Annotated in this window: 26 protein-coding genes; 6 read left to right on the top strand and 20 right to left on the bottom strand. The window is 62.6% G+C overall.

Annotation, left to right across the window (positions count from 1 at the left end; all coding sequences use genetic code 11):
* Positions 1-14 precede the first annotated feature (14 nt).
* The 4 genes from PU133_RS07980 to PU133_RS07965 all read right to left on the bottom strand — a co-directional run bounded on the left by PU133_RS07980 (position 15) and on the right by PU133_RS07965 (position 3,905).
* Positions 15-770 carry an ABC transporter permease gene (locus PU133_RS07980; protein WP_404864202.1) on the bottom strand — a complete coding sequence of 252 codons (756 nt, stop codon included), beginning with the start codon at positions 768-770 and terminating at the stop codon, positions 15-17.
* Entirely contained in the window at positions 767-1,705 is a 939-nt protein-coding gene (locus PU133_RS07975; RefSeq protein ID WP_404864201.1) for an ABC transporter ATP-binding protein, read from the bottom strand. Before PU133_RS07975 ends, PU133_RS07980 begins: the two co-directional genes overlap by 4 nt.
* The gene (locus tag PU133_RS07970; RefSeq protein WP_404864200.1) at positions 1,702-2,907 is read right to left on the bottom strand and encodes an ABC transporter permease; all 1,206 of its coding nucleotides are present in this window, start codon (positions 2,905-2,907) and stop codon (positions 1,702-1,704) included. The genes PU133_RS07975 and PU133_RS07970 overlap by 4 nt, the downstream gene beginning before the upstream one ends.
* A gap of 86 nt (positions 2,908-2,993) precedes the next feature.
* The gene (locus tag PU133_RS07965) at positions 2,994-3,905 is read right to left on the bottom strand and encodes an ABC transporter substrate-binding protein (protein ID WP_404864199.1); all 912 of its coding nucleotides are present in this window, start codon (positions 3,903-3,905) and stop codon (positions 2,994-2,996) included.
* Between the two features lie 521 nt (positions 3,906-4,426).
* Here PU133_RS07965 and PU133_RS07960 point away from each other — a divergent pair.
* Positions 4,427-4,717 (top strand): DUF6074 family protein, encoded by a 291-nt coding sequence (locus PU133_RS07960; RefSeq protein ID WP_404864198.1) that lies wholly within the window; start codon positions 4,427-4,429, stop codon positions 4,715-4,717.
* 60 nt (positions 4,718-4,777) lie between these two features.
* Here PU133_RS07960 and PU133_RS07955 read toward each other — a convergent pair whose 3' ends face one another.
* Both PU133_RS07955 and PU133_RS07950 read right to left on the bottom strand, forming a co-directional pair.
* Positions 4,778-5,065: a MoaD/ThiS family protein gene (locus PU133_RS07955; protein ID WP_126009342.1), complete on the bottom strand. Its 288-nt coding sequence runs from the start codon at positions 5,063-5,065 to the stop codon at positions 4,778-4,780.
* Positions 5,066-5,071: 6 nt separating this feature from the next.
* The gene (locus tag PU133_RS07950) at positions 5,072-6,148 is read right to left on the bottom strand and encodes a WD40/YVTN/BNR-like repeat-containing protein (RefSeq protein WP_404864197.1); all 1,077 of its coding nucleotides are present in this window, start codon (positions 6,146-6,148) and stop codon (positions 5,072-5,074) included.
* 54 nt (positions 6,149-6,202) lie between these two features.
* Here PU133_RS07950 and PU133_RS07945 point away from each other — a divergent pair, with 54 nt between their 5' ends.
* The 4 genes from PU133_RS07945 (at position 6,203) to PU133_RS07930 (ending at position 9,549) form a co-directional block, all read left to right on the top strand.
* Positions 6,203-6,643 (top strand): MarR family winged helix-turn-helix transcriptional regulator, encoded by a 441-nt coding sequence (locus PU133_RS07945; protein ID WP_404864196.1) that lies wholly within the window; start codon positions 6,203-6,205, stop codon positions 6,641-6,643.
* 121 nt (positions 6,644-6,764) lie between these two features.
* The gene (gene dctP, locus PU133_RS07940; protein WP_126009334.1) at positions 6,765-7,721 is read left to right on the top strand and encodes a TRAP transporter substrate-binding protein DctP; all 957 of its coding nucleotides are present in this window, start codon (positions 6,765-6,767) and stop codon (positions 7,719-7,721) included.
* Positions 7,722-7,730: 9 nt separating this feature from the next.
* Positions 7,731-8,231 carry a TRAP transporter small permease gene (locus tag PU133_RS07935; protein WP_404864195.1) on the top strand — a complete coding sequence of 167 codons (501 nt, stop codon included), beginning with the start codon at positions 7,731-7,733 and terminating at the stop codon, positions 8,229-8,231.
* A gap of 1 nt (position 8,232) precedes the next feature.
* Positions 8,233-9,549, top strand: a complete 1,317-nt coding sequence (locus PU133_RS07930; protein ID WP_404864194.1) for a TRAP transporter large permease subunit — start codon at positions 8,233-8,235, stop codon at positions 9,547-9,549.
* Position 9,550: 1 nt separating this feature from the next.
* On the opposite strand, the gene PU133_RS07925 is transcribed toward PU133_RS07930, so the two are convergent.
* The 4 genes from PU133_RS07925 to PU133_RS07910 all read right to left on the bottom strand — a co-directional run bounded on the left by PU133_RS07925 (position 9,551) and on the right by PU133_RS07910 (position 13,559).
* Complete coding sequence (locus tag PU133_RS07925) at positions 9,551-9,739, bottom strand: hypothetical protein (RefSeq protein ID WP_404864193.1); 189 nt, start codon at positions 9,737-9,739, stop codon at positions 9,551-9,553.
* 102 nt (positions 9,740-9,841) lie between these two features.
* Positions 9,842-12,079 carry a xanthine dehydrogenase family protein molybdopterin-binding subunit gene (locus PU133_RS07920; RefSeq protein ID WP_404864192.1) on the bottom strand — a complete coding sequence of 746 codons (2,238 nt, stop codon included), beginning with the start codon at positions 12,077-12,079 and terminating at the stop codon, positions 9,842-9,844.
* Positions 12,076-13,050 (bottom strand): FAD binding domain-containing protein, encoded by a 975-nt coding sequence (locus PU133_RS07915; protein WP_404864191.1) that lies wholly within the window; start codon positions 13,048-13,050, stop codon positions 12,076-12,078. The genes PU133_RS07920 and PU133_RS07915 overlap by 4 nt, the downstream gene beginning before the upstream one ends.
* Entirely contained in the window at positions 13,047-13,559 is a 513-nt protein-coding gene (locus PU133_RS07910) for a (2Fe-2S)-binding protein (protein ID WP_404864190.1), read from the bottom strand. Before PU133_RS07910 ends, PU133_RS07915 begins: the two co-directional genes overlap by 4 nt.
* 372 nt (positions 13,560-13,931) lie before the next feature.
* Here PU133_RS07910 and PU133_RS07905 point away from each other — a divergent pair, with 372 nt between their 5' ends.
* Entirely contained in the window at positions 13,932-15,173 is a 1,242-nt protein-coding gene (locus PU133_RS07905) for an MgtC/SapB family protein (protein WP_404864189.1), read from the top strand.
* A 24-nt stretch (positions 15,174-15,197) separates the two neighbouring features.
* On the opposite strand, the gene PU133_RS07900 is transcribed toward PU133_RS07905, so the two are convergent.
* The 10 genes from PU133_RS07900 to PU133_RS07855 all read right to left on the bottom strand — a co-directional run bounded on the left by PU133_RS07900 (position 15,198) and on the right by PU133_RS07855 (position 24,328).
* Positions 15,198-15,971 (bottom strand): aspartate/glutamate racemase family protein, encoded by a 774-nt coding sequence (locus tag PU133_RS07900; protein ID WP_404864188.1) that lies wholly within the window; start codon positions 15,969-15,971, stop codon positions 15,198-15,200.
* Between the two features lie 2 nt (positions 15,972-15,973).
* On the bottom strand, positions 15,974-17,290 hold the full coding sequence (locus PU133_RS07895; protein ID WP_126012943.1) for a TRAP transporter large permease: 1,317 nt from the start codon (positions 17,288-17,290) through the stop codon (positions 15,974-15,976).
* A 4-nt stretch (positions 17,291-17,294) separates the two neighbouring features.
* Complete coding sequence (locus PU133_RS07890; RefSeq protein ID WP_404864187.1) at positions 17,295-17,786, bottom strand: TRAP transporter small permease; 492 nt, start codon at positions 17,784-17,786, stop codon at positions 17,295-17,297.
* A gap of 67 nt (positions 17,787-17,853) precedes the next feature.
* Positions 17,854-18,846: a TRAP transporter substrate-binding protein DctP gene (gene dctP / locus PU133_RS07885; protein WP_404864186.1), complete on the bottom strand. Its 993-nt coding sequence runs from the start codon at positions 18,844-18,846 to the stop codon at positions 17,854-17,856.
* Positions 18,847-18,899: 53 nt separating this feature from the next.
* Positions 18,900-19,892 carry a 3-hydroxybutyryl-CoA dehydrogenase gene (locus tag PU133_RS07880; RefSeq protein WP_404864185.1) on the bottom strand — a complete coding sequence of 331 codons (993 nt, stop codon included), beginning with the start codon at positions 19,890-19,892 and terminating at the stop codon, positions 18,900-18,902.
* The gene (locus tag PU133_RS07875; RefSeq protein ID WP_404864184.1) at positions 19,892-20,968 is read right to left on the bottom strand and encodes an NAD/NADP octopine/nopaline dehydrogenase family protein; all 1,077 of its coding nucleotides are present in this window, start codon (positions 20,966-20,968) and stop codon (positions 19,892-19,894) included. The genes PU133_RS07880 and PU133_RS07875 overlap by 1 nt, the downstream gene beginning before the upstream one ends.
* Before the next feature lie 88 nt (positions 20,969-21,056).
* Positions 21,057-21,590 carry a MarR family winged helix-turn-helix transcriptional regulator gene (locus PU133_RS07870; RefSeq protein WP_404864183.1) on the bottom strand — a complete coding sequence of 178 codons (534 nt, stop codon included), beginning with the start codon at positions 21,588-21,590 and terminating at the stop codon, positions 21,057-21,059.
* Positions 21,591-21,597: 7 nt separating this feature from the next.
* On the bottom strand, positions 21,598-22,884 hold the full coding sequence (locus PU133_RS07865; RefSeq protein ID WP_126009302.1) for a TRAP transporter large permease: 1,287 nt from the start codon (positions 22,882-22,884) through the stop codon (positions 21,598-21,600).
* A complete protein-coding gene (locus PU133_RS07860; protein ID WP_404864182.1) occupies positions 22,884-23,342 on the bottom strand; it encodes a TRAP transporter small permease in 459 nt (152 codons plus the stop codon). The genes PU133_RS07865 and PU133_RS07860 overlap by 1 nt, the downstream gene beginning before the upstream one ends.
* A gap of 50 nt (positions 23,343-23,392) precedes the next feature.
* Positions 23,393-24,328 (bottom strand): TRAP transporter substrate-binding protein, encoded by a 936-nt coding sequence (locus PU133_RS07855; RefSeq protein ID WP_404864181.1) that lies wholly within the window; start codon positions 24,326-24,328, stop codon positions 23,393-23,395.
* Between the last annotated feature and the right edge of the window lie 190 nt (positions 24,329-24,518).

Below are 24,518 nucleotides of genomic sequence, written 5' to 3'. Positions count from 1 at the left end.
AAAAACTTTCGGGTTCAGGTGGCAGTCGCTGGACGTCCAAGCCTGCGAGCGGCCTTTCGTTCCAAGGCATTGAGCGCGTCATAGGACAGAACGGCGATGATAGCGACGATCACGCCGCCCTGCAGCACGAACGCGGTGTTGCTGGACAGAAGTCCAGCGATAATCACCTCGCCCAAGGTTGGTGCTGCAACCGTGGAGCCGATCGTCGCCGTTCCGAGCGAAATCACGAAGGCGAGCCGCACGCCTGCAAGAATGACCGGAAAGGCCAGCGGAAGTTCAACGCGCGTCAGCCGCTGCCAGCCGGTCATGCCCATGCCGCGTGCTGCCTCACGCACGCTTGAAGGCAACGTCGTCAGACCCGTCAGCGCGTTCTCGAAGACCGGCAGAAGCGCGTAGAGGAACAGCGCGATAAGCGTCGGCCTGGTCCCGAAACCAACGATCGGCACTGCGAGTGCCAGCACGGCGACGGGCGGAAATGTCTGGCCGATATTGGCAATCGATCGCGAGAGCGGCAAGAATTCGCGGCCGAAGTCTCGGGTGACGATCACGGCGAGCGCGACGGAAAGCACTGTAGCGGCCAGCGTCGCGGCGATCGTGATGCCGATATGGCTGAGCGTCAGCGAAAGCAGGCTGCCCTGATTGTAGATGGCCGGCGCGCGCGGACCTGCCACCGGGCGCAAGAGCGGCTCGAAAACCGACGGCACAAACAGGAAGGCGAGCAACAGAACCAGCGCAACGAGCCGTGCCGCCATGGCAACCGTAAGCCTCATGCCGGGCGCGCTGCCAGACGGGAGATGGTGGCAAGGCGCACCTGACCGATGGCGGCGCCCGATGCATCGACGACAGGCAGCGCCTCCCTGCCCTGCCACAGCATGTTGGCATAAGCCTCGCGAAGCGACGTTGACGGCTGGACGGGCTCGCCTTCGGCTCCGCCCGGTTCCATCACGTCGTCGACCTTGCGCAGCGATAGAAGCCGGAACGGTCGATCCGCCGTGCCGACCAGATTGTCGACGAAGTCGGTCGCCGGCTTCACCAGCAGCGTCGCCGGGTCGGCATATTGCACGACCTTGCCCTCGGCCATTACCGCGATCCGGTCGCCGAGCCGCATGGCTTCGTCCATGTCGTGCGTGACGAGCAGCACCGTAACGCCTGTCTTGCGCTGAATTTCCAGCAGATCGTCCTGCGCCTTTGCACGAATGATCGGATCAAGGGCGCCGAACGGTTCGTCCATCAGCAGGACGTCGGGCTCGGCAGCCAGTGCACGGGCCACACCGACGCGCTGCTGTTCGCCACCGGACAACTGCACGGGATGTCGGTCGCGATAGTGCTGCGGTTCCAACTGAAACAGAGACAAGAGCTCATCGACCCGCGCGTCGATGCGGGCACGGTCCCACCCCGCAAGATGCGGGACGGTCGCGATATTCTCCGCCACCGTCTGGTGCGGGAAAAGGCCATGACCCTGGATCGCATAGCCGATCTTCCGCCGCAGCTGGTAGGCCGGCATGTCGCGCGTGTCGTGACCGTTGATCAGGATGCGGCCTTCACTTGGCTCGACCAACCGGTTCACCATGCGCAAGAGCGTCGTCTTGCCGGAGCCGGACGTGCCGACGATGACGGCGATCTGGCCCTTGTCGACCCTCAGGCTTACATCGTCGACGACGGTGTTGTCGCCGTAACGCTTGGTTACGTTTTCGATCTCGATCATCGAGCAGTCTCCTTGAGCCCGGCAGGCCGGACCATGTCGATGATGGCGTCGAGCAGCACGGCCGCCGCCAGAGCCAGCGCCACCGTCGGCAACGCACCGAGCAGAACCAGATCCATCGCCGTCTGCCCGACGCCCTGGAATACGAACACGCCGAACCCGCCGCCGCCGATCAGCGCCGCAATCGTCGCAAGTCCGATATTCTGGACGAGCACGATGCGGATGCCGGTCAGAATCACCGGAAAAGCGAGCGGCAGCTTGATCCGGAAGAGCCGCTGGCGTTCCGTCATGCCCATGCCCGCTGCAGCTTCCGTGACGGCGGGCGAGACGCCTGCGAGCCCGACTACCGTGTTCGCCACCACGGGCAGCAGCGAATAGAAGAACAGCGCGATGAAGGCAGGCGCCGCGCCGATGCCGCTGATGCCGATGTCGCGCAGCACCGGGACCGCGTTCGACAGCCAGGACAAGGGCGCGATCAAAAGCCCGAAAAGCGCGATCGACGGCACCGTCTGCAGGATGTTGAGCACGCCCAGCACCGGGCCCCGCACAGCCTTGACCTCATGGCAGAGAATACCGAGCGGGATGCCGACAAGCGCTGCGACACCCAGCGACCCGAGCGCCAGGAACAGATGCCGTTCCGCTTCGCGGCCGAAGCTTGCTGCGCGGTTCTGATATTCGCGCATGACCGAGAGATCGTTCCACAATCCACTGCCAAGGCAGATGGCCAAGGCCGCACCAGCAAGAACGACCAGCAGAATACGCCGGATCGGCGGGAGCTTCAGCCGGGCCAGCGCATCCATGGCAAGCAAGCCGAACAGGGCGAACAAGAGCCAGAAGCCCGATGCGGGTGAAACACGGGCTACGGTGTCGCCCTCTTCCACCAGCCCCGAAGCCGCGGCGCCGACGCAAACTGCCAGCAACGCGATGCCCGCAAGACTGGCTGAAAGCCTTAGCCATACGGGCGAGCGCACGACGGCGATGAGAGCAACGGCGACGGACGCAAGAACGAGCCCATAGGCCCACGCACCGGGAAGCGCCTCGGCGACGCCTAGGCCTTCGCCGAGAACGATGCGATTTGCAGCAAAGGTGACAAACGGCGCGAAGAAAAGGACCAGACCGACCCCAGCCGCAATCAGGACGCCGAGCTTGTCCAAACGGACCCATTCCGGCGTCTCTTCATCCAATACAAATGCCGATGCGGTCATTGCGCCTCGCAATTCTTATGAGCTGCCGCGATGGCAGACCGCATCTTCACGTCATTCAGACGCAACGGCAGAAACCGCCCTATCGGTCAGTCCAGAAAGCCGTTCGACGTCAGGAAGTCCTCGGCAACGGCGCTTGCCGCCTCACCACCGACCTGCACCCGTCCGTTCAGCTGCTGGAGAGCCTCCAGCGAAAGCGACTCGAATACCGGCGTCAGCACCTCTTCGATTTGCGGATTGGCCTCGAGAACTTCCTCGCGGATGATTGGCGCGGGGTTGTAGACGGGCTGAACGCTCTGGTCGTCTTCAAGAACGACAAGACCGGAAGGCGCAATACCGCCGTCCGTTCCGTAGACCATCGCTGCATTGGCCCCATTGGTCTCGCGTGCTGCGGCCTGGATGGTCGCGGCCGTGTCACCGCCCGACAGCGTGATCAGCTGGTCGCCGGTGAGTTCAAACCCGTAGACCTCCTGAAAGGACGGAAGTCCGGCTTCTGAATTCACGAACTCGGCGGATGCGGCGAGCACGGCTTCACCGCCGCCATTCACCCACGCCGCGAAATCACTCATCGATGCAAGGTTGTTTTCGGTCGCCACATCCTCGCGGATCGCGATCGCCCAGGTGTTGTTGGCAGGTGCAGGCGTCAGCCAGACGATCTGGTTTGCCTCGTAGTCCAGCGACTTGGCTTCCTCAAAACCCGCATCGGCGTCGCGCCAGATGTCATCCTCCGCGCGGTCGAAGAAGAACGCGGCGTTGCCGGTATATTCCGGATAGATGTCGATCTCGCCAGCGGTAATCGCCTCGCGCACGACAGGCGTGCCACCGAGTTGCAGGCGGTCTTCTGTCTCGATCCCGGCATGCTCGAGGACCTGGATGATCATGCTGCCGAGGACGCCGCCCTCGGTATCGATCTTCGATGAGACGACGACCTGTGCATGGGCGGTACCCATGAGGAGCGTCGCCCCGAAAAGGCTGGCGGTGACGAGTGCGAGACGGGTCATGAGCGGCTCCTGTAGCGTGGATTTCGGCCCAGCGATGCGTGCCGATTTGAGGTGCGATCGGCCGGCTGTCTTCGGCACCGGAACAAACGCTCGAAGCGCCATTATGTTGCGGAAGCTTCGGCACGTTCAAGGCGCTCGTCACTTTTTTGCCGCATGCGCCTCGCGCGAAAAGCGCCTTCGGTTCGTTTCGGCGGCCTGCGATCTGGCGCCTCACGCTGATCAACCGTCAGCCAGAGTGCATCGGCAGCGGCGAGCAGAAATTCATCTTTCGTCAATATCTCCAGCCCTCTAGCGGCGTTTGCTCATAACGGCTCGCTAACCATCCGTAAACTTCCCCACGTCAGCATCATCGACAAGCGGGATGCGATTCGCAGCCGCTTGGTGCTGGATCGTGCGGGTCAAGAAGTGGGCACGCATCCGGCAGAAATGGCATGGGCAGTTCAGCGTTTTGAGGAATGCGAAGCGGCTCCTTGTGTTGGGTATGCCTGGGCATGATTGTCGGGCGTTTTGGGGCGATGACGATGACGACGATGACGGATGAGAGCAATGCGGGCAGCTTTGGTGAACTCGCACTGTTCCCGCTGACGAGCCAGGCGCGCCGCGTGCGCGAAGCCGCAGCGCAACTGCTCAAGCGGCGCACGACCGCAGCGGCCAACCGCTACCGGCAGGAACTCGCGGGCGGGATCTTCAACGAGCTTTCAGCGCTGGGCTTCAGCGAAGAGCAGCAGGACGAGGCCGTTGGCGCGTTTCTCACCGAGGTCGAGCGCGAACTCGCCGAAATCCACTATCAGCGCATCCGGCTTCTGGTGTGACGCGTTTCCAGGTGAGTTGGATTCCGGTTCATCGTACCGAAACGCGACCAAGCCATGACCCTAGCCGCCGCTGATCGCGGTGATCACATACACTTCGTCATGATGAGACAGCGGCGTGTCGAGCGTCGCCCGCTCCCCATCCACGAAGACGTTCATGTGTTTTCGGATCGCGGGCCGACTGTCTCTGATCCGGTCGCCCATTCCAGGGAACTGCTGATCGAGCGCATCGATCATCTCGCCGACACATTGCGCTTGGACCGTGAACTCGCGCGGCGCGCCGGGGAAAAGATCGGCAAGCACGGCCGCGATCTTCACCGTGACGACCGGGCGTGCCGCTGACGCATCCATGGCCGATCACGCGACCATGGTTTCGACGGAGACGACCGGCGGGAGGTTCTGCGCAATCAGCGTCCAACCCTCACCCTCATTGGCGCTGCCATAGATCGCGCCCGAAGCCGCGCCGAAATAGACACCCGCCGGCGACAGGCTGTCGGTCGAAAGCGCCTGACGGAGCACGTTGAAGTACACGTCCTGCTGCGGCAACCCATCGCGCAAATCAGCCCATGTCTTCCCGCCATCCCGCGTGCGCCATACCGCGGCTTTGGCATCCGGCATGTAGCGCCCCTTGGTGTCGCCATTGAGCGGCACCATGAACACCGTATCCGGATCCCGCGGATGCGCAGCTGCCGGAAATCCGAAACTCGACGGGAGGCCATCCTCGATGCTCTGCCAAGTCTTTCCGGCGTCGTCGCTGCGATACATGCCGCAATGGTTCTGCTGATAGAGCCGCCCGCTGCCGCCGGCTGCCCGCACGAGGTTGTGCACGCACTGGCCGACTTCGGGATAGCGCTGGTCCTCGGGCATGTAATCGGCGCGCGTACCCTTGTTGCGCGGCTCCCAGGTCTGGCCGCCATCGGCAGAATGGAAGACGCCCGCCGAAGAGATGCCCACATGGATCGACTGCGGGTCTTCCGGATCGACAAGCAGAGAATGGAGGATCAAGCCGGCGCCGCCGGGCATCCAGCGCTCGCGGCTCGGATGGTTACGCAGCCCGTCCAGATGGACCCAGCTTTCACCGCCATCGGTGCTTTTGAACAATCCGGCAGGTTCCACCCCTGCATAAATGGCATCAGGCGCCACGCAGAGGCTCCAGACGGCCTTCACCGGATCCTCCCCCTCCGCATAGGCCAATCCTTTGCTTGAATGCGTCCAGCTCTTGCCGCCGTCTGTCGACTTCCAGACGGCCGGCCCGAACCACTCATTGCCGCCGGCGGCGTAGATCGCGCCGGTCTTGGGATCGCCGACGACATGGTTGGTCGGCCAGGTTTCGCAATGCGGCCCCGACATCTCCCAGCTGCGCCGGTCCTCGTTGCTTTTCAGGATGAAGGCACCTTTGCGGGTGCCGATCAGCAGATTGATGGATTGTGTCACGACGAGCCTCCCAACTGCGCTGGACATTTACGTTGATATCAACATTATATCGTCATGTCAAAATCGGGTGATTTGCCGTTCTCAACCACCATCGAAGTGCGCGACCGCTGCCTGTGCCTGCGGGTGCAGCGTGCGGCGCGCCGTTTGGCCCGCCGCTTCGACGAGGCGTTGCGCCCGTTCGGCCTCACACATGGCCAGTTCTCCATCCTGATGGCGCTGAACCGACCGGCCCCGCCGACGATCGGACAGCTCGCGGATTTCCTGGCGATGGACCGCACCACACTGACGGCCAATCTGAAGCCGCTGCATCGGCGCGAGCTTGTCACGCTCGCCGTCGACAAGGGCGACAAACGCAGCCGCCTGCCATCGCTGACCGACGAAGCGAGAGCCCTGCTGGCAGAGGCGGCTCCCATCTGGCGCGCGACCCACGACGATCTGGATGCCGGCCTCACCGATCCCGCGGAGCTGCGCGAGCGCCTGGCCGAGATCGCCTGACCGCCACTGTCCCGCCTTGACCGTGCTTTGGCTTCTGACTATCGATACATGCAAATGGATATTTCTCGGCTGGGAGAGGTTTGGCATCTGCCAAGATTGCCGGGATCAAGGGAGGACGATCATGAAGAAGCTCACGCTTATTGCATCCGCATGCCTTTTGCTGACAGGCCCTGCGCTCGCGCAGGAAACGACCTTGCGCGCCGTCTCGGGCTTCGCGACCGGCACTGCCTTCTCCCGTCCCTATGAGGCTTTGGTCCAGTGGATCAACGAGAACGGCAAAGGCGTGCTTCAGATCCAGAGCGTCGGCGGGCCCGAATCCATTCCTCCGTTCGAAGTCGGAAATGCCGTGTCGTCCGGCGTCGTCGATATGGCGAACGTGACGGCGGCCTTCTACACCAATGTGCTGCCGGAAGGTGATGCACTGAAGCTTGCCCAGACGACCATCCAGCAGCAGCGCGAAAATGGCTGCTACGAGGCTGTCGATACGCTTCACCAGGATAAGATGAACGTCAAATATCTCGGCCGCACCGGCGATGGCGTGAACTTCCACCTGTATCTGACGAAACCGATCGAGAGCGCCGACCTCAGCGGGCTCACCATCCGCACGACCCCCGTCTACCAGGCCATGTTCGAAGCGCTTGGCGCCACGCCCGTCACCACTGCTCCCGGCGATGTCTATACGGCGCTCGAGCGCGGCACGATCGACGGATATGGCTGGCCGATCCAGGGTGTGCTGGACCTTGGTTGGGACGAGCAGACCAACTACCGCGTCGACCCAGGCTTCTATCAGGTCGACGTCGAAATCCTCGTCAATCTCGACAAATGGGAAAGCTTGACCGACGAGCAGCGCGCATTGCTCGAGGAAGGCATGGCGTGGCTGGAAGAGCAGAACGCCAACAATGCCGAGCTGAACGAGAAGGAACGCGCGGCGCAGGCGGAAGCCGGCATCGAGACCATCGAGCTCAGCGAGGAAGCCTCGGCCACATGGCTTCAGGCCGCGCAGGATGCCGGCTGGGAAAGCGCGATGGCCGTCAATCCGGAGTTCGCGGAAACGCTGCAGGGCTGCTTCCAGGAATAAGCTTCGTTCATGCGCACGCTTGCCCGCCTGCAGGACGCGACGATCCACGCTTTCGCCGTGTTGGCGGGGATCGTCTTCGTCCTGATCACGCTCGTCCTCGTCCTCAATGTTGGCCTGCGCTTTTTCGCGGGCAAGAACGTCTACGGCATGATCGATGCGATCGAGATGGGCTTGATGGCCGCAACCTTTCTCGGCGCGCCGTGGGTCCTTCGCAAGAATGCCCACGTCTCCGTCGACATTGTAATGTCCGGCCTTTCCCCAGCGCGGCGACTGCTCGTCGATCGGCTGACATCGCTTCTCGGCGCCCTTTTGTCTGCGCTGTTCACTTGGGCGACGTTGAGCGCCTTGATGATTGCGCTGTCACGCGGGTCGATGATGCGCGGCGTCCTCGTCATCCCGGAATGGGTTCCGCTTCTCGCGCCCTTCATCGGCGGACTTCTCCTGACGCTGGAATTTCTGAGACGCGCCGCGGTCGGCCCCGAAACTGAAGCGCATCAGGCAGGGCTCTGACATGGATTGGGCGCTCACCTTATCGCTGATGCTCGGCGCGCTTATTCTGCTGCTCGCCACGGGCCTGCCGGTCGCGTTTGCTTTCATCGCCGTCAACGTCGTCGGCGCCTATTTCATCCTGGGCGGCGAAAACGGCCTGATCCAGATGGCGCGAAACGCCTTCCAGTCGGTCGCGAACTATTCCCTCGCACCGATCCCGCTCTTCATCCTGATGGGAGAAATCCTGTTCCAGTCGCGCGTTGCGCACCGGGCGATCGATGCGGTGGAGCGGCTCGTCACTCGCATTCCCGGACGTCTTGCAGTCGTCACCGTATTCGGCGGCACGATCTTCGCCGCCCTTTCCGGCTCGACCATCGCCAATACGGCCATGCTCGGCTCGACGCTGATGCCGAGCATGCTGAAGAAGGGCTACCATCCGACGCTGGCGATGGGCCCGATCATGGCATCCGGTGCCATTGCGATGCTGATCCCGCCCTCTGCCTTGGCAGTTCTTCTGGGCAGCCTTGCCGGCATTTCAATTTCGCAGATCCTCGTTGCCGGCATCATTCCCGCGCTCATCTTGTCGGCGGCGTTCGTCGTCTTGATCGTTGTGTCGGCCTTGATGCGACCCGATCTGGCACCGTCCGAAGAGCTGCCGCAGATGACGATGTGGGAGCGCTGGCGGCCGTTTTGCGTCTACGTTCTGCCGCTGTCGGGCATCTTCGCAACGGTCATAGGTAGCCTTATCGTCGGCATCGCATCCCCGACCGACGCTGCCGCGCTCGGATGCCTTGCCGCCGTGATCGCGAGCCTTGCCTACCGATCCTTGACCTGGGCAAACCTCGTCGAAGCTGTGATGGAGACCGTCAAGCTCACCGTGATGATCATGTTCATCATCGCGGCCAGCCAGACCTTCAGCCAGATCCTGTCGTTCAGTGGGGCGACCAGCGGCCTCATCGGCCTGATCAATGGTTGGGAACTGACGTCGATACAGGTCCTGATCGGAATGATCCTGCTCCTGCTCTTCCTCGGCTGCTTCATCGATCAGGTGAGCATGTTGATGATCACGATCCCGATCTTTATCCCGCTCGCCAACTCGGTCGGGATCGATCTGCTCGTGCTGGGCGTCATCTATCTCCTGACGATGGAGATCGCGCTTCTAACGCCGCCCTTTGGCCTTTTGCTGTTCGTCATGCAGGGCGTCGTCCCTTCATCGATCACGATGAAGCACATCTATGCCGCAGTGACGCCCTTCGTCATGATCAAGCTGGTCGTGCTGGCATTGATCGTCGCCATTCCAGAACTCGGCACCTGGCTGCCCGGCCTTCTGGCGCGCTAGCCTACCAGCGGTCGAGCCTGCGATCCCATAGCTGGTCCGGTCGCTGCACATCCGGATCGGGCATGGGGATGTCTGTGGCAACGGCCTGAGACGGCACGATCAGATCGCCGTCGCCGATCAGGACACGCGGCTCCAGAGAACCTTGGGCCGTGGGCGCTTGCGGGTCTGTGTCAAGATTTGGGCTGGTCATTTGCTCGCACCTCGTTTGCGCGGTGATTGGCAAAACAACACCAAGGTCTGGGCAATTGTTCCGCTCCACCAAAACCGGCGGAGCGGAACGCCTTGAGCGAGCCTAGAGGGCCGGAAGATGGTCGAGCAGATCCTCCAGATGGATCGGGAATTTCCGGGTCCGATAGCCTGTCGCCGCATAGACGGCATTGGCAATCGCCGGCCCTGTTCCGCAGATGCCCAGTTCGCCAATGCCCTTGCTGCCGAGCGGGTTGGAGTTCTGGTCGAACGTATCGAGCATCTTCACCTCAAGCCGCGGGACGTCACGGTTGACGGCGATGTGGTACTCGGCAAGGTCCCGATTCATGAACGACCCGAACCGCATGTCCATCAGGCTTTCTTCCATCAGCGCAGCGCCAAGCCCGAAGATCATGCCGCCCATCAGCTGCGAGCGCGCGGTCTTTTCATTCAGAATGCGGCCCGCATCGAATGCGCCAGCCAACCGCCGAACCCGGATTTCGCCGGTATCGGCGTTGACGGACACCTCCGCGAACACGCCGCCATAGGAATATTGCGCGAGGTCTTCATGCGCCTTGCCGGGCTCGACTTGCCCTTTGCCCTTGAAGCTGTCGCCGCCGATGGCATCCAGTATGGATCCAAGCGCAAGGCTGCGTCCGGCAACGACGGCATTGCCGTTTTCGATCCGCAGATCGCCTGAATTGACGCCGGCCCAATCGCTGTCGAGCCGCGCCGCGCGTTCGATGATGGTGTCGCGGATCAATGCGCACGCCTTGGAGACCGCCGTGCCCGTGCTACCGGCACCGAACGAGCCGCCTGACCCGCATGTCTTGGGGTAGTCGGTATCGCCCAACCGTACCGCGATCGCGTTTGGATCCAGACCAAGCGTTTCGGCAGCGATCTGCGTCAGGATGGTGTAGGTACCGGTGCCGATATCCGTCATGTCGAGTTCGACACTGAGGCGCCCATCCCGATCGAGTTCCGCTGCAGCCTCCGCCGGCTGCATCATGTTCGGCCGGATCGCTGTTGCAAGTCCGCGCCCGATCAGAAGCCGCCCTTCACGCGAGGCACCAGGTTTCACTGGTCCCTTCTCCCAACCAAAGAGCTCTGCACCTTCACGCAGGCAGCGCGCGAGCGTACGGGTGGAAAATTCCTTGCCGGATGCGGGCTCCTGCTCAGGCTCGTTCTTAAGGCGAAACTCGAGCGGGTCGATGCCGCACTGAACGGCCAGCTCATCGATGGCGCTTTCATAGGTGAGCGTACCGATCGCCTCGCCCGGTGCGCGCATGGAGTCCACGTGAGGAATGTTCGCCGCAACCACGCGGTGGCGGATTTTCATCGCCTCGGCAGCGTAGCTTGCCATGGTGGGTGAAGCGGCCGCCTCGGCGAACGGGTAATCCCGCGACATGGCGCCGAGGGTTTCATGGGCGACGCTCAACAGTTTGCCATCGGCCGATGCACCCAGGCGAATGCGCTGGCGATGGTTGGTGCGGTGCGGGCCGTTCGAGAACACATGGCGGCGCGTCTGCGCGATCCGCACCGGCCGCTGAAGCTTGCGGGCTGCAAGTGCGGCAAGCACGCCTTCGCTATGCACGCCGAGCTTGGAGCCGAAGCCGCCACCGACGAAAGGCGTGACGATGCGCACATTGGCCGGATCGATCTTGAGCGTGTTGGCGAACGCCTTGCGCGCCGACGACAGGATCTGCACCGCGATGTGGACGGTCAACTTGTCGCCGTCCCATTCCGCCACGGTCGCATGGGGCTCCATCGCCGCGGCATGCTGCGCGGCGGTGTGGAAAGTGGCGTCGAGCGTCTCGGCACTTTCGGCGAAGACGGCATCGAAATCGCCCTTGTCGACGTCAGCTTCCTCGGCACCATCGAGGCTGTCGGGCGCAAAAGCATCGTCTTCATGCTCGAATGCGTCGAAGACGCTGCCATCGGCCTGATACGTGACCTTGATCAGCCCTGCCGCGTGGCGCGCCTGTTCGAGCGTGTCGGCGACGATGAAGGCGACGGGTGCTCCGTAATAGCGCACCTCGTCATTCTGAAGGACGGCATGCGACATGCCGAACCGGCCGGCATCCGCATTGTCGCCGAAGGGTGCCTGCTCCGGCGCGTTCTGGTGCGTCATCACCAGGTGCACGCCGTCGGCTGCTTCCGCATCGGCGGTCTCGATCTGCGAAACCTTGCCGCTGCCGATCGTCGCCTCAACGATGAAGCCGATCGCAGCCTGCTGATCGCCGCGGTAATCGGCCGAATAGGTCGCCGCACCGGTCACCTTCGCCGGGCCGTCGACGCGATCGAGGGGCTGTCCGATCCATTTGGTGGTCGGTTGATCGTTCATGCCGAGTGCTCCTTGGACAGGTCCGTGACATCGCGCAGTGCTGCAACGATGAGGCGGCGCACGAGGGGAATCTTGAAATCATTGTCGCCGCGCCCGACGGCACCCTGAAGTTCGGCCTCCGCAGCCTGTGCGAAAACGCCGGTATCGACAGAAGCCCCTTCCAGCGCGCGTTCGGCTTTTTCCGCACGCCACGGCTTGTGTGCGACACCGCCGAGCGCGATGCGGACGTTCTTCATCACGCCGTCCTCGACATCCAGGGCGACGGCGATCGAAACGACGGCGAAGGCATAAGACGCGCGGTCCCGCACCTTGCGATAGAGCTGGCGGGCGGGCGGGTTGGCGGGCAGCCGCACTTCCACGATCAGTTCACCGTCATCCAGCACATGGTCGCGTTCGGGCGCATCGCCCGGAAGCCGCAGCAGATCGGTGGCTGGTATCGTCCGGTCCTCGCCGTTCGCCTTGATCGTGTGCACTTCGGCATCGAGCGCCGCCATGGCGACAGCCATGTCGGACGGATGCACGGCAATGCAGTGCTCGCTGGCACCGAGGATCGCGTGGAAGCGGTTGTGGCCGTCAAGCGCGTCGCAGCCGCTGCCGGGCTCGCGCTTGTTGCAGGCACGCGCTGTGTCATAGAAATAGTGGCACCGTGTCCGCTGCAGGAAATTGCCGCCGGTCGTCGCCTTGTTGCGCAGCTGTTGTGTTGCGCCGGACAGAAGTGCTGTCGAAAGCAGCGCATAGCGCTCACGGATCAGCGGATCCGCCGAAAGCGCCGCATTGGTGACGCTTGCGCCGATAACGATCGCGCCATCGGTTTCGCTGATGTCGCCGGGCAGGCGCGAGACGTCAACAAGGCGCTCCGGCCGCTCGATCTCAAGTTTCATGAGGTCGACGAGATTGGTGCCACCACCGAGATAGCGGGAACCGGCCGAGGCGGACGCGTTTTCGGCTCGTTCGAAGGAAAACGGGGTCATCGGGCAGCCTCCCCGCCTTGCGCAGCCGCTTCGACGATGGCGTCCACGATGTTGTTGTACGCGCCGCAGCGGCAGAGATTGCCGCTCATGCGCTCGCGGATTTCCTCTTCACTCAAGATGATTTCGCCGTTGCTGACGACGCTCGGCTCGCCGGCCTCGATCTCCTTCAGGAGTGCCGTCGCCGAACAGAGCTGTCCCGGCGTGCAGTAGCCGCACTGGAAAGCATCATGGGTGATGAAGGCGCGCTGCAGAGGCGACAGCGCCTCACCGTCTGCAAGCCCCTCCACCGTAACGACGTCGTCGCCTTCATGACTGGCGACGAGCGACAGGCAGGAATTGATGCGCCGGCCATTGACGATGACGGTGCAAGCGCCGCACTGGCCCTGGTCGCACCCCTTCTTTGTCCCGGTCAGGTTGAGGTTCTCGCGCAGCGCATCGAGAAGCGTGGTCCGAATATCCGCATCCACGGTTTCGCGGCGCCCGTTGATCGTGAGCTGGGTCGAGTGCATGGGAGTCCTTGTCGATTGAGGCTCGCATCCGCGCGAAGGGCGGACCTGAGACCTAAACCAAGCATCTTCGCCGAGGTTCCAGCGACGGTGCTCATGTTCCATGCCTAGCCAGAAAAACTCCTGCGGCATCGGTCATGCCGCGGGAGTTGAGTGATTGGCAGGACAGAAAGCGCAGCAAGTACCGCCCATTCGAAAGCGCTGCGTCGAGGTGCTCGACCAAACTTGCGCTCGCCCATTTGAAACAGCAGGCGGCCTGAGGCCGAAGCACGGCTTGCTTCGACAACCGCAAGTCTGTTCCATCGCAATGCAAGGGGCACGCGATCGCGCTAGGGTGTTCAAGGCGGCATGGTCCGCCATTGGACGAATCGCGTCATGGACATGCTCATCGCCCGCCTTGGTCTGTCACTCGCCATCGGCCTCCTGGTCGGGCTCGAGCGGGGCTGGCGCGAACGCAGCGAGCCCGAAGGCAGCCGCACGGCGGGAATACGCACATTTGGCGTAGTCGGGCTGCTCGGCGGTGTACTCGCAGCCCTGTCCGATGCTTCTGGAAGCGCTGCGATTTTCATTGCGGGTTTTCTCGGCTTCGCTGTGATCTTCGGCTGGTTCAAGTTCGCCGAAGCGCAGCATGACGGCAGCTTCAGCGTCACAGGCACAATTGCCGCGCTCTGCGTCTTTGCCCTGGGTGGCCTTGCCGTTTCCGGCGACTACCGTGCAGCGGCCGCAGGCGGGGCAGCACTCGCCGCAGTTCTTGCCAGCCGTGATGCACTGCACGGCATGCTGCGCCGGCTGTCCTGGATTGAATTGCGCTCCGCCATCGTCCTGGCGGTCATGACGGTCATCATCCTGCCGCTTCTGCCAAACCGCACGCTCGATCCCTGGGGCGGCTTCAACCCCTGGCAGATCTGGTTCTTCACGGTGCTCACGGCGTCGATCTCCTTTGCCGGATACATCGCCACGCGCCTTCTTGGGTCCGCGCGCGGCCTGCTCGTGAGCGGGCTTGCCGGCGCGATCGTGTCGTCGACAGCGGTGACGGTCGCCTTCGCGCGGTCGGCAACAGCCAGCGAGCATCGTCGCGCCTATGCAGGGGCTGCGACCCTCGCCGCGATGATCTCCATCGGTCGGGTCATCCTCATCGTCGCCATCGTCTCGCCGCTTGTCCTTGGCTCGATGGTTCTGCCGGCGTTGGCCGCTGCCATCGCTTTCGGCCTGGCGGGAGGGCTCATGCTCTTCAGGGCTGGCGCACACGACACGGCATCCGAGCCGACCAACCCGTTTGAATTGACCACGCTTCTCCTCTTTGCCATCGCCTTCGCCGTGGTGGCGACGGCAAGTGCCGCCCTTTCGAGCCGGTTCGGCGACACGGGACTGGTGGCGACCTCCGCCCTGTCGGGCACTTTCGATGTAGACGTCGCGGTACTGAGCGCGCTGCGGCTCGCGGCCCAGAACATCGGCCTCGAAACAATCGGCAGCGCCGTGCTCGCCGCCCTCGGCGCCAATGCCGTTGGCCGCCTCGCCCTCGCCATCGCCGCAGGACCCCGCGCATTCTGGGTTCCGCTGCTCATGACAAACCTGATCGCCGCCGCTGCCGGAACAACCGTATGGCTTATGGCGTGATGCAGGCGGCAAGCACGTCCGCTTCTATAACCCCTTCGGGTGGGCCATGAATTCCTCGATGATCTCGATAGGTGGCTTCACGTAGTCCGAGGTGCGGCTGATGCCGAGGCCGGTCAGGTTTTTCAGCTTTACGGCCATTTCCGCCAGCTTGATGACGATCGGGATGCCGTTGATCACCGGGGCGCCGTCGACACGGTGGTCATGGAGCTGGGAGAACAGAAGCATGGGGATGCCGCCACCGGGGATCAGCACATCGACGCCCTCCTCGACCAGCGGTCGCGCTTGCTCCTCGAACAAGGCCCTGACAGTCTCGAGCTTTTCTTCCGAGCCGAAGGCATCCAGGATCTGGCCGGGTTCGAACTGCATTGCATGCACGCCGGTCACCCGCTCCTTCAGGCCGTACTTGCCGATCTGGTGGTGAAACCAGGGGATGTAGCGCCTGTTGATCGTCACGATGCCGGAGCGCTGGCCGAGCTGGCAGGCATGCAGCATCGATGCCTCGCCCATGCCGAGCACCGGAATGTCGACCACCGATCGCGCCTCGTAGAGACCCGCATCCTGGAAGTGCCCGATGATGAAGGCATCGTAGCCTTCCCGCTCCGCACGAACCGCGTTGCAGATCACTTCTCGGGCGCAGCGAAACTCGACGATGGCATGCGCATAGGAATCGTGTGGCGTGATCCCCTTGATGTCTATCTCGGTGCCGGGATCGATGATCTGGTCGAGATGCTTGCGCAACTCGTCCCAGTAGCTCGCACCATGTTCGTAATCGACATAACTTTGATACCAGATGCGCATTGTCAGTACCTGATCATGCTGGGCAGCCACAGGGCGATCTGCGGCCAGATGACGAGAAGCACGACGAGAAAGAGCGTGCATCCGATATAGGGCAGCGCCGCCCGGGCGACCTCGCCGATCGTGGTGCCCTTGGGTGCGACCCCGACCATGACGAACAGCAAAAGCCCAAACGGCGGCGTCACGAGGCTAAGTTCGAGCACCAGCAGCATGATGATGCCGAACCAAACGGCATCGAAGCCGGCGAGCGCCGAAAGCGGCATGAAGATCGGAAGCGTCAGCATCATGATCGAGAGTGGATCCATGAACATGCCGAGCACGATCAGCACCAGCACCATCAGCGTCAGCAGCACATAGGGCGAAACATCGAAGCCGGTGGCAAAGCCGATGAGCCCCTGCGAGGCGCCCGAGAAGGCGAGGATCTGCGAAAACGTCGTAGAGCCGACGATGATCATCAGCATCATCACCGAAACAGCGAGCGTGCCCTTCATCGACTTGACGACTGCTTCCCAGCTCAGCTTGCCGTAGAGCGCGGCAAGAACGATGACGGCAAGCGCCCCGAATGCCGCGGACTCCGTCGGTGTTGCCCAGCCAAGCAGGATCAGACCAACGACGGCGAAGACGACGATGCCCATCGGTGCCACATCGACGATGAGCGCGCGTGCGATCTCGCGTCCCGTGGCGCGCTTGGCTGCGTAGCCGGGTGCCGCCTCTGGATCGATGGCGATCTGCAGCCTGATCGTCAGCGCGAAAAGGAGCGCCAGCACGAGGCCCGGTATCAGGCCCGCGATCAGCAATGACCCTACGTCGATCCGCCCGAGCGAGCCGAGAAGAACGGCGAGCGATGATGGCGGGATGATCATGGCGAGGCCGCCTGTCGCGAGAATAGGCCCCATGATGATGTGCTTCTTGTAGCCCCGCTTGATCATGTCCGGCATCAGCGTGGTGCCGAGCATGGCGGCGTTGGCCATCGAAGAGCCGGACAGGGTCGCGAAGATCGTGCCGCCGCCGACGGTCAGATAGGCGAGCCTGCCTCGGATGTTGCCCATGCATTTGTCGAGCGCGTCGAAGACGCGGAACGCAAGGCCCGTGTGGAACAGCAGTTCGCCCATGATGAGGAAGAGCGGCACCGGAACGAGCGCGAAACTCGTGATCGAGGTCGTGGCGTTTGCGACCAGCTGATCGATGCCGACGATCCCGCCCATGAAGATCAGGACGCCGATGATGTTGATGACTAGAAAGGCGATTGCGACCGGCATGCCGATGAGCATCAGCGCCAGCAGGCCGCCGATCATGATCAGCGTGGCGTCATACCAAGGCATCATGTCAGTGTCCCCCGCCCGCGCCGCTATAGGTTTCGCCGCGCAGCAGAATGCGCAGGAACTCGATCGCCATCAAAAAGAAGCCTCCGCCCAGCATCGCGTAGAGCACCCAGGCCGGGATGTTGATCGAGCGCATGTCCACCGATCGCGTGGCGATCATCTCCATGCCGACGGCGGCCGATCGCCAGGTGAGAAGACCAAGCGCGAGGATGCAAACCACCAGAACGAGGCGGCCCACAGCCACGCGCAGACCATCGGGAAGCTTGGCGACGAAGGAGCCGATCGCCACATGCCCGTTCTCGCGCACCAGCCAGGGCGCTGCCGCCATGGTGGCGAACAGCATGACATATTCGACGATCGCGCTCGTCGATTGGAACGGCCTGAAGCCGGTATTTCGCAGGATGACGTCGACGATGATCAACGCCGTGATGGCCGCGAGGCTGAGAGCCCCGAGAACCGCCAGGCCAACGATCAGCCGGTCATAGAATCTCATCATGGTCTTGGCGCCCGTTCCATTGGAAACGAAAGCCGGGCGAGGCGCTTGGCCCCGCCCGGTTATCCCATTACTCAGGATAGTAAGCCGAACGCAGCGCGTCGTAATGCTCGCTGCCGGCGGCCTGCATGCGCGCCCAGGCGCTCTCGAACGCCATGCGGCGGAACTCTGCCGCCTGCTCGTCCTCAAGCTCGACGACGGTCATGCCCTCCTCGCGCACGGTGGCATCCGTTTCGGAAATCACCTGCTGGAAGTTCTCATAGGACGTCTGCTCGTATTCGGCAGCAGCTTCCTCGATGATCGCCTTGGCCTCATCCGAGAGGCCTTCCCACTTCGCCGGGTTGATCACGACGGCGAGATCGGTCTGGAAGACGCCGGGATCGATGCGGTAGCGCAGGAAGCGATCCCAGGAGAGATCCTTGATGCCGACGATCGGCCAGCCCGAACCATCGAAGGTGGAGCGCTCGAGGCCGGTGTAGACATCCGGCACCGGCACGGAAACCGGGATCGCGCCGATCTCCTCGAAGAAGGCGTTATAAATTGGCTGGGAACGAATGCGCAGGCCGGAAAGATCGACGCCGCCATCCTCGGTCCGCCGCGGCTCCTGGATCGTATAGACGTGGAACTCCACGCCGGTATCGAGATGTGCCAGAAGCTCGACGCCGAGCTTTTCACGGAAAGCCTGCTGCATGATCCCGAAGCCGCCATTCTCGCGCGCTTCCGCAGCCGTCACGGTCGAGCCCACCCAGGCATCGGCTTCCGGCATGGTGCCGAGATAATAGGACGCCGGGCCGTATTGCATGTCGATCACGCCGCGGCGAACAGCGTCGACCTGCTGGTTCGGCGGAAACATTTCCGGGCCGCCGGCATAGGTGATCTGGACGACGCCTTCACCCTTCTCGTTCACCAGATCGACGAAGCCCTGAAAGCTCTGGGAAAAGGCCAAAGCCTGCGGGAAAGCGGAAATCGCCCGGATCTGCTCTTGCGCATGAGCGGCGGAAGCGCCGAGCGCAAGCATCGATGCGGTGGTCATGATGGCGAATTTTATACGCATTTTCTTCATTTTGAGTACCCTCTGTGGATCTTTGAACCAACTGCCGGCTTGTTACCGATCTGTCATGAATTGCCCGCGAGAACCGGAGGGCGAACAAGCCCTGAAGCTTCGAGGGATCGTAGGAAATCGGCCATGCGTTTCTGCCGGTAGGCAGCCACGTCCATGCCCTCGTAGTCGAAGAAGCCGGCACCGGTTTTCAGCCCGATCCTGCCTTCTTCCATGTTGCGGCTGATGATCGCCGGCGGCGCGAAGCGCTCGTCCTTGAAGGCGTCGCTCAGATAATTCGATGCGTAAAAGAGAATGTCGCCGCCGCCCCAGTCGATGAACTCGAGCAGACCGAGCACGCCGAAGCGAAAGCCGAAACCGTAGGTCACCGCCTTGTCGACATCCTCTGCGCTGGCAACGCCTTCCTCCACAAGCCGGGCCGCTTCGTTCATCGCCAGCGCCTGGATGCGCGGGACGATGTAGCCGGGCGACGCCTTGCAGGTGATCGGCACCTTGCCGATGGATTCCAGGAACCCGCGCACCGCAGCCAGCGCCTCATCGGCCGTTTCATCGGCTGGAGAGAGCTCGACCAGTGGCATCAGAAATGCCGGGTTCAACCAGTGCGCATTGAGGAAACGGCTCGGATGCCGCGTGAATGCAGCCAGATGCGTCGACAGCATCGTCGATGTCGTGGAGGCAAGAACGGCGCCCTCGCCTGCATGTTCATCGAAGACAGCGAAGGCATCGCGCTTCGCTGTCTCGATCTCGGGCACAGCTTCGAAGACGATTGCAGCCTGCGCCAACGCCTCGGCCGCCTGGTCGGACGGAAGCACCTGAACACGTGCCATGATCTCGCCGATGGCGGACGGATCGAAGGCGCCGAGCGACGCGATCGATTTAAGTCCCGCCTCGATCTCGCCAAGCGTCTCGGCCTTCAAAGCCTTGAAGGCAGAAGCATCGCGCGGCTTGGCATCGAGAAGCCGGATGTCATGCCCGGCATAGGCGACGCACTGCGCGATGCCGCGTCCCATGCGGCCGGCGCCGATACAGGCGATGATCTCCCCAGCCATCAGAGGCCGTCCTGCAGCATGGACTGGACCTCGGCGGGGCTTCTGTCGGCAAGTCCGATGGTCTCCATCGTTCGGCCATGCGCGCGGAAATCCTGTTCCGCGACTGCACCGGCGATCGCGAGAAGGCCCTTGGCGACCGGACACGGCACCCCGGCCCAATCACCGACCGACACGAGGAAGGCGAGCCCGAGACCAACATCCTCGGTCATGTAGCGATGGTTCTTGAGATCGAGCGTTTCGTGCCAGTCGCCCGAACCGACCAGCTTGTCATGGGCAAGATTGCCGTACATCCAGTCGCTGGTCTCGTAGTGATCGGCGAGCGGGAAATGCGGTGCGCCATAGCCGAGCTTTTCGCGGATCGCGATGCGCTCGTTGTCGAGTGCGGCATGCGTGCGGCGGATCGCCGGCTGCGTGCCCTCGTTATGAATGTCCCACTTGTCAAAATGCTCGATCGGTCCGGCATTCATCAGGATCAGCGGCGGATGGATGATCGGTCCGGCATTCATCAAAGCGCCGGAGAGCGCGTCTTCCACCCGCTCGATCGCTCCGGGGAATGCAGCCGAGATGATCTCGATGGCCTCGTCCGTCTTGCGGGCCGGCAGAACGCCGGTCGGCAGGCGCGAGGCGCGCGTCGTGATGCGAACCTCAAGCGCATTCTGCTTGCGGCAAAGCCAGGGCAGCGTGCCGGTTTCGGCAATTGCGATATCGGCCGTCGAGCCCGCATCGCGGATGCGCTTCATCATGATGTAGGACCCGAAGGTGCCCGGTGGCAGATAGATCACCTGTCCGTCGATCAGATGCGATGCGAGCGCGTCGGCCATGTCGGCCTGGGCGAATGCGGGCGTCGGCGCGACGATCAGAGCCGCGCCGTCGAGCGCTGCATCAAGATCAGCGGTGGGAGACACCGGCACTTTCCGGCTGCCCTTGTGGTCTGTGACGGTGATCGCGCCCGCGGCGGCAATATCGGAAAAGCTCGATGCTTCGCGACGCCACCACGCAACCTCGTGGCCTGCCTCGGTAAAATCGGCTACCGCCGCATAGGACCCGTTGCCCCCACCCAGAACCGCAATCTTCATAAACACACTCCCTGCTTCTGAACGTCTTGAACGAAGCTGTTCGCTTCGAATGTCCTCGGCGAGGTCGCTGCAGTTCTGCGCATCGGCCTCACCGCTCCTCGTCGATTGTCTGGGCAGACGGCCGATCTCCGGAACGGGCTTCCGGACCGTGCAGATCGATGATGCGCGCCAGCACACCCTTCAGGATCTCCGCCTGGTCCGGCGAAATCTGTTCGATGATCTCCGCCTCGTGCGCACGTGCCTCCGTGATGAGCTCAGCGGCGAGCTTCCTGCCCTTCTTCGTGAGGTAGACCCTCACACGCCGACGATCGCGCTGGTCGCTGCGCCGGCTCACCAGGTCCTTCTCGGCCATCTGGTCGATGATCTTCGTTAGCCGCGACTGTTCCATCAGCGCCAGCGCAGCGAGTTGGGTCACCATCTGCCCTTCCTCGTCGGCGAGGCAGGCCAAGACCCGCCACTCGGGCACGCGCACGCCGCGGGCTCGGATCAGGGCATGGAATTCTGTCGACACGCCATCGCTGGCTGCGGCGAGCAGATAGAGGAGATAATTGCTGACAAAGCCCCGATCGGCAGGCTTTGCGGGTTCGGCGACAAGGTCAGAAGCGCGCTTTGTTGCAGTCATTGGATGCTCACATCGATTGCGGGATGATGAGCGCCAGACCTGGCACAAAAATCAAAAGAGCAAGACGCACGATGTCGACTGCGACGAAGGGAACCACACCGGCATAGATGCGCTCGATCGGGACTTCGGGTGCGACCGAGCGCATGACGAAGATGTTCATCCCGATCGGCGGCGTGATGTAGGAAAGCTCCGTCGCGATCACCACGAAGATGCCGAACCAGATGGGATCGAAGCCGAGACCAACCACGATGGGAAAGAAGATCGGCACCGTCAGCGTCACCATCGACAGGCTTTCCAGAAGGCAGCCGAGGATCAGGTAGATGATGACGATCGAGAAGATGACCTGATAGGGCCCGACACCGAGAAGGTTGATCCACTCGCGCAGATCCGTCGTGAGGCCGGAAAAGTTCACGTAGTTCAGGAAGAACAGCGCTCCGAACAGGATGAAGAACATCACTGCCGTTGTCTTCGCGGTATCGAAGAGCGTGGCGAGCGTGTCGCGCAGCGTCAGCCGGCCCCGGGCGGCCGTTAGAAGAAAGGCTCCGCCGGCACCCATGCCTGCCGCCTCTGTCGCCGTGAAGGCGCCGACATAGATGCCGCCCAAGACGAATACGAACAGAGCCAGCGCCCAGAAGACGCCCTTCAGAGCACGGAAACGCTCGATCAACGGCAGCTTCGGCTGAACCGCCAGCTCTTCCTTGTACATCACCAGCGAGAGCCTGACGGCGAAGATGTAGAAAACGATGCCGACGAGCCCGGGAAGCAGGCCGGCCAGAAACAGCATGCCGATGTTCTGCTGCGTGAGGATCCCGTAAATGACCAGGATGACCGACGGGGGAATAAGGATGCCAAGCGTTCCGCCGGATGCGATCGAGGAGGACGCAAGGCGATCGGAATAGCCGAATCGGCGCATCTCGGGCAGCGCGATGCGCGCCATCGTGGCTGTCGTCGCAAGCGACGAGCCGCACACCGACGAGAACCCGCCGCAGGCGACGATCGTCGCCATCGCAAGTCCGCCCTTCCGGTGGCCAAGCCAGGCATTCGCCGCCTTGAAAAGCTCTGCCGCGACACCTGACTGGACGACCAGATTGCCCATCAGCAGGAACAGCGGAACGACTGACAGCGTATAACTTCGGCCGCCATCGAAATAGGTCTGGCCGATGAGAGAAAGCGTCGGCGTCCAGCCGATGATCGAGGCGACCCCGACGAGGCCCACGCCCGCCATGGCGAAAGCGATCGGCACACCACAGAAAATGAGACCGAGGAGCAGGGCAACGCCGATCGGCCAATCCATTATACGGCCCCCTCTCGGCCTTTGGACAGCCGCATGACGGCCATCACGAAGGTGACGACGGAACAGGCGCCGGCGATGATTGCGGCAGCCTTCGAAAAAGGCCCGATCGGCGCGCGCAGATAGACCGTGACCTCGTTGTAGCTTGCAAGCTGGCTGCCGTGCTTCCAGAGCTGCCATGCGATGACGGCAAGTATGACGCTCACGAAAAGCCGCGCGATCAGAAGCTGCGCGATCTCGGCCCAGCCCTTGAGCCTCGACGTGATGAGATCGACGGAGATGTGCCCGTCATCCAGACAGACGGCCGGCAGCCCGCAGAAGATGATCGCCATCAGCAGGAGCTCCGTATATTCGGATGCGCCCGGCAACGGACTGGACAGGAAATAGCGCCCGACCACATCGATCACCGTGACGCATGTCAGGGCGATCAGCAGCGCTCCGCAGAGCACTGCCGTAATCATGCGCAATCCCCGCCGAGCCCTTGTGAAGAAGGCCTCGGAAGCGGGTGTCATCACTCGCTCGCGACAGCTTGCACTTCGGTTTCGAGCTTGGAGAGGATGGCGTCGAAATCGACGTTCTTGGCCTCGTAATTGGCCTTGATGCCATCGAAGATCGGCTGCGCTGCCGTTCGCAGCTCCTCGACCTCTTCCTCGGTCGCGTCATGGAATGTGACCGTTTCACCGATCACTTCCATGCCGGCCGCATCCGCCGCATCCCAGGCCTGACCGGCCATGCGGGCGAAAGCCTCACCGGAAATCTCTTCGATCGCCGCCTGGTCTTCGGCAGACAGGCTGTCGAACTTTGCCTGGTTCATGACGAAGAAGAACGAGACGTTGTAGAGCCCGCCGGGCACGCGAAGCGCCGTATCGACCAGGCTCTCGAGCTTGAAGAAGGGGATCGATTCCACCGGGAAGAAAATGCCGTCGGCAACTCCACCCGAGAGGATTTCGTAGGATTGCGGCGACGGCGCCTGGATCGACACCATGCCGAGACCTTCGGCAAGCACGTTGGTGATGTTGCCGGCAACGCGCACCTTCTGGCCGGAAAGACCTGAAATCGGGGTGACCGGCTGGCCTTTGGTGAAGAGCATGCCCGGGCCATGCGCGAAGACGCCGAGCACCTTGGTTCCGCGATGTTCGTCCGCGGCGGCAAGATCGCTTTCGTAGACGCGCTGGAACGCGACGGAAAGGCTTTCCGACGTGTCGGCGATGAACGGCAGCTCGGCGATTTCGGTCAGCGCGAAGCGGCCCGGCGTATAAGAGTGGACACCGAAAGTGAGATCGGCGACGCCGTTGGCGGCCAAGTCGAAATGGGCGGGCGGCGGTCCGAGCGGCGCATCGAGAATCTGAACGCTCACGCGTCCGTCCGTCGCTTCCTCAAGCTGCTCCGCCCAAGGGATCATCATGTCCTTGACGATCGGGTGAGAGGTCGGAAGCCAGTTTGACATGCGAAGGACAGTCTCTTGCGCAGACGCGGAAACGCTGAGCGCAAGCAGCGATATAGATGCATATGCAAGTTTCTTGAGCATGGCGGTCACCGTGGTTCCCCTTGTTATCGGACGCCTTACAAACGAAATGCTGACACAGGTTTTCGATCCCTTCAAGCTTGAAAAGATGAAATTGCATAAGTTCATGCCT

Origin of the sequence: Georhizobium sp. MAB10, from assembly GCF_045012825.1 — a bacterium.
GTDB lineage: Bacteria > Pseudomonadota > Alphaproteobacteria > Rhizobiales > Rhizobiaceae > Georhizobium > Georhizobium profundi.
Note: the sequence above shows the minus strand (reverse complement) of the source record. Positions and strands in the feature narration are given on the sequence as shown.

Bases quoted from the DNA above. Each gene is read 5' to 3' on its own strand.
- PU133_RS07980 (WP_404864202.1), bottom strand. From the start codon at position 770: ATGAGGCTTACGGTTGCCATGGCGGCACGGCTCGTTGCGCTGGTTCTG.
- PU133_RS07975 (WP_404864201.1), bottom strand. From the start codon at position 1,705: ATGATCGAGATCGAAAACGTAACCAAGCGTTACGGCGACAACACCGTC.
- PU133_RS07970 (WP_404864200.1), bottom strand. From the start codon at position 2,907: ATGACCGCATCGGCATTTGTATTGGATGAAGAGACGCCGGAATGGGTC.
- PU133_RS07965 (WP_404864199.1), bottom strand. From the start codon at position 3,905: ATGACCCGTCTCGCACTCGTCACCGCCAGCCTTTTCGGGGCGACGCTC.
- PU133_RS07960 (WP_404864198.1), top strand. From the start codon at position 4,427: ATGACGACGATGACGGATGAGAGCAATGCGGGCAGCTTTGGTGAACTC.
- PU133_RS07955 (WP_126009342.1), bottom strand. From the start codon at position 5,065: ATGGATGCGTCAGCGGCACGCCCGGTCGTCACGGTGAAGATCGCGGCC.
- PU133_RS07945 (WP_404864196.1), top strand. From the start codon at position 6,203: ATGTCAAAATCGGGTGATTTGCCGTTCTCAACCACCATCGAAGTGCGC.
- dctP (WP_126009334.1), top strand. From the start codon at position 6,765: ATGAAGAAGCTCACGCTTATTGCATCCGCATGCCTTTTGCTGACAGGC.
- PU133_RS07935 (WP_404864195.1), top strand. From the start codon at position 7,731: ATGCGCACGCTTGCCCGCCTGCAGGACGCGACGATCCACGCTTTCGCC.
- PU133_RS07930 (WP_404864194.1), top strand. From the start codon at position 8,233: ATGGATTGGGCGCTCACCTTATCGCTGATGCTCGGCGCGCTTATTCTG.
- PU133_RS07925 (WP_404864193.1), bottom strand. From the start codon at position 9,739: ATGACCAGCCCAAATCTTGACACAGACCCGCAAGCGCCCACGGCCCAA.
- PU133_RS07920 (WP_404864192.1), bottom strand. From the start codon at position 12,079: ATGAACGATCAACCGACCACCAAATGGATCGGACAGCCCCTCGATCGC.
- PU133_RS07915 (WP_404864191.1), bottom strand. From the start codon at position 13,050: ATGACCCCGTTTTCCTTCGAACGAGCCGAAAACGCGTCCGCCTCGGCC.
- PU133_RS07910 (WP_404864190.1), bottom strand. From the start codon at position 13,559: ATGCACTCGACCCAGCTCACGATCAACGGGCGCCGCGAAACCGTGGAT.
- PU133_RS07905 (WP_404864189.1), top strand. From the start codon at position 13,932: ATGGACATGCTCATCGCCCGCCTTGGTCTGTCACTCGCCATCGGCCTC.
- PU133_RS07900 (WP_404864188.1), bottom strand. From the start codon at position 15,971: ATGCGCATCTGGTATCAAAGTTATGTCGATTACGAACATGGTGCGAGC.
- PU133_RS07895 (WP_126012943.1), bottom strand. From the start codon at position 17,290: ATGCCTTGGTATGACGCCACGCTGATCATGATCGGCGGCCTGCTGGCG.
- PU133_RS07890 (WP_404864187.1), bottom strand. From the start codon at position 17,786: ATGATGAGATTCTATGACCGGCTGATCGTTGGCCTGGCGGTTCTCGGG.
- dctP (WP_404864186.1), bottom strand. From the start codon at position 18,846: ATGAAGAAAATGCGTATAAAATTCGCCATCATGACCACCGCATCGATG.
- PU133_RS07880 (WP_404864185.1), bottom strand. From the start codon at position 19,892: ATGGCTGGGGAGATCATCGCCTGTATCGGCGCCGGCCGCATGGGACGC.
- PU133_RS07875 (WP_404864184.1), bottom strand. From the start codon at position 20,968: ATGAAGATTGCGGTTCTGGGTGGGGGCAACGGGTCCTATGCGGCGGTA.
- PU133_RS07870 (WP_404864183.1), bottom strand. From the start codon at position 21,590: ATGACTGCAACAAAGCGCGCTTCTGACCTTGTCGCCGAACCCGCAAAG.
- PU133_RS07865 (WP_126009302.1), bottom strand. From the start codon at position 22,884: ATGGATTGGCCGATCGGCGTTGCCCTGCTCCTCGGTCTCATTTTCTGT.
- PU133_RS07860 (WP_404864182.1), bottom strand. From the start codon at position 23,342: ATGATTACGGCAGTGCTCTGCGGAGCGCTGCTGATCGCCCTGACATGC.
- PU133_RS07855 (WP_404864181.1), bottom strand. From the start codon at position 24,328: ATGTCAAACTGGCTTCCGACCTCTCACCCGATCGTCAAGGACATGATG.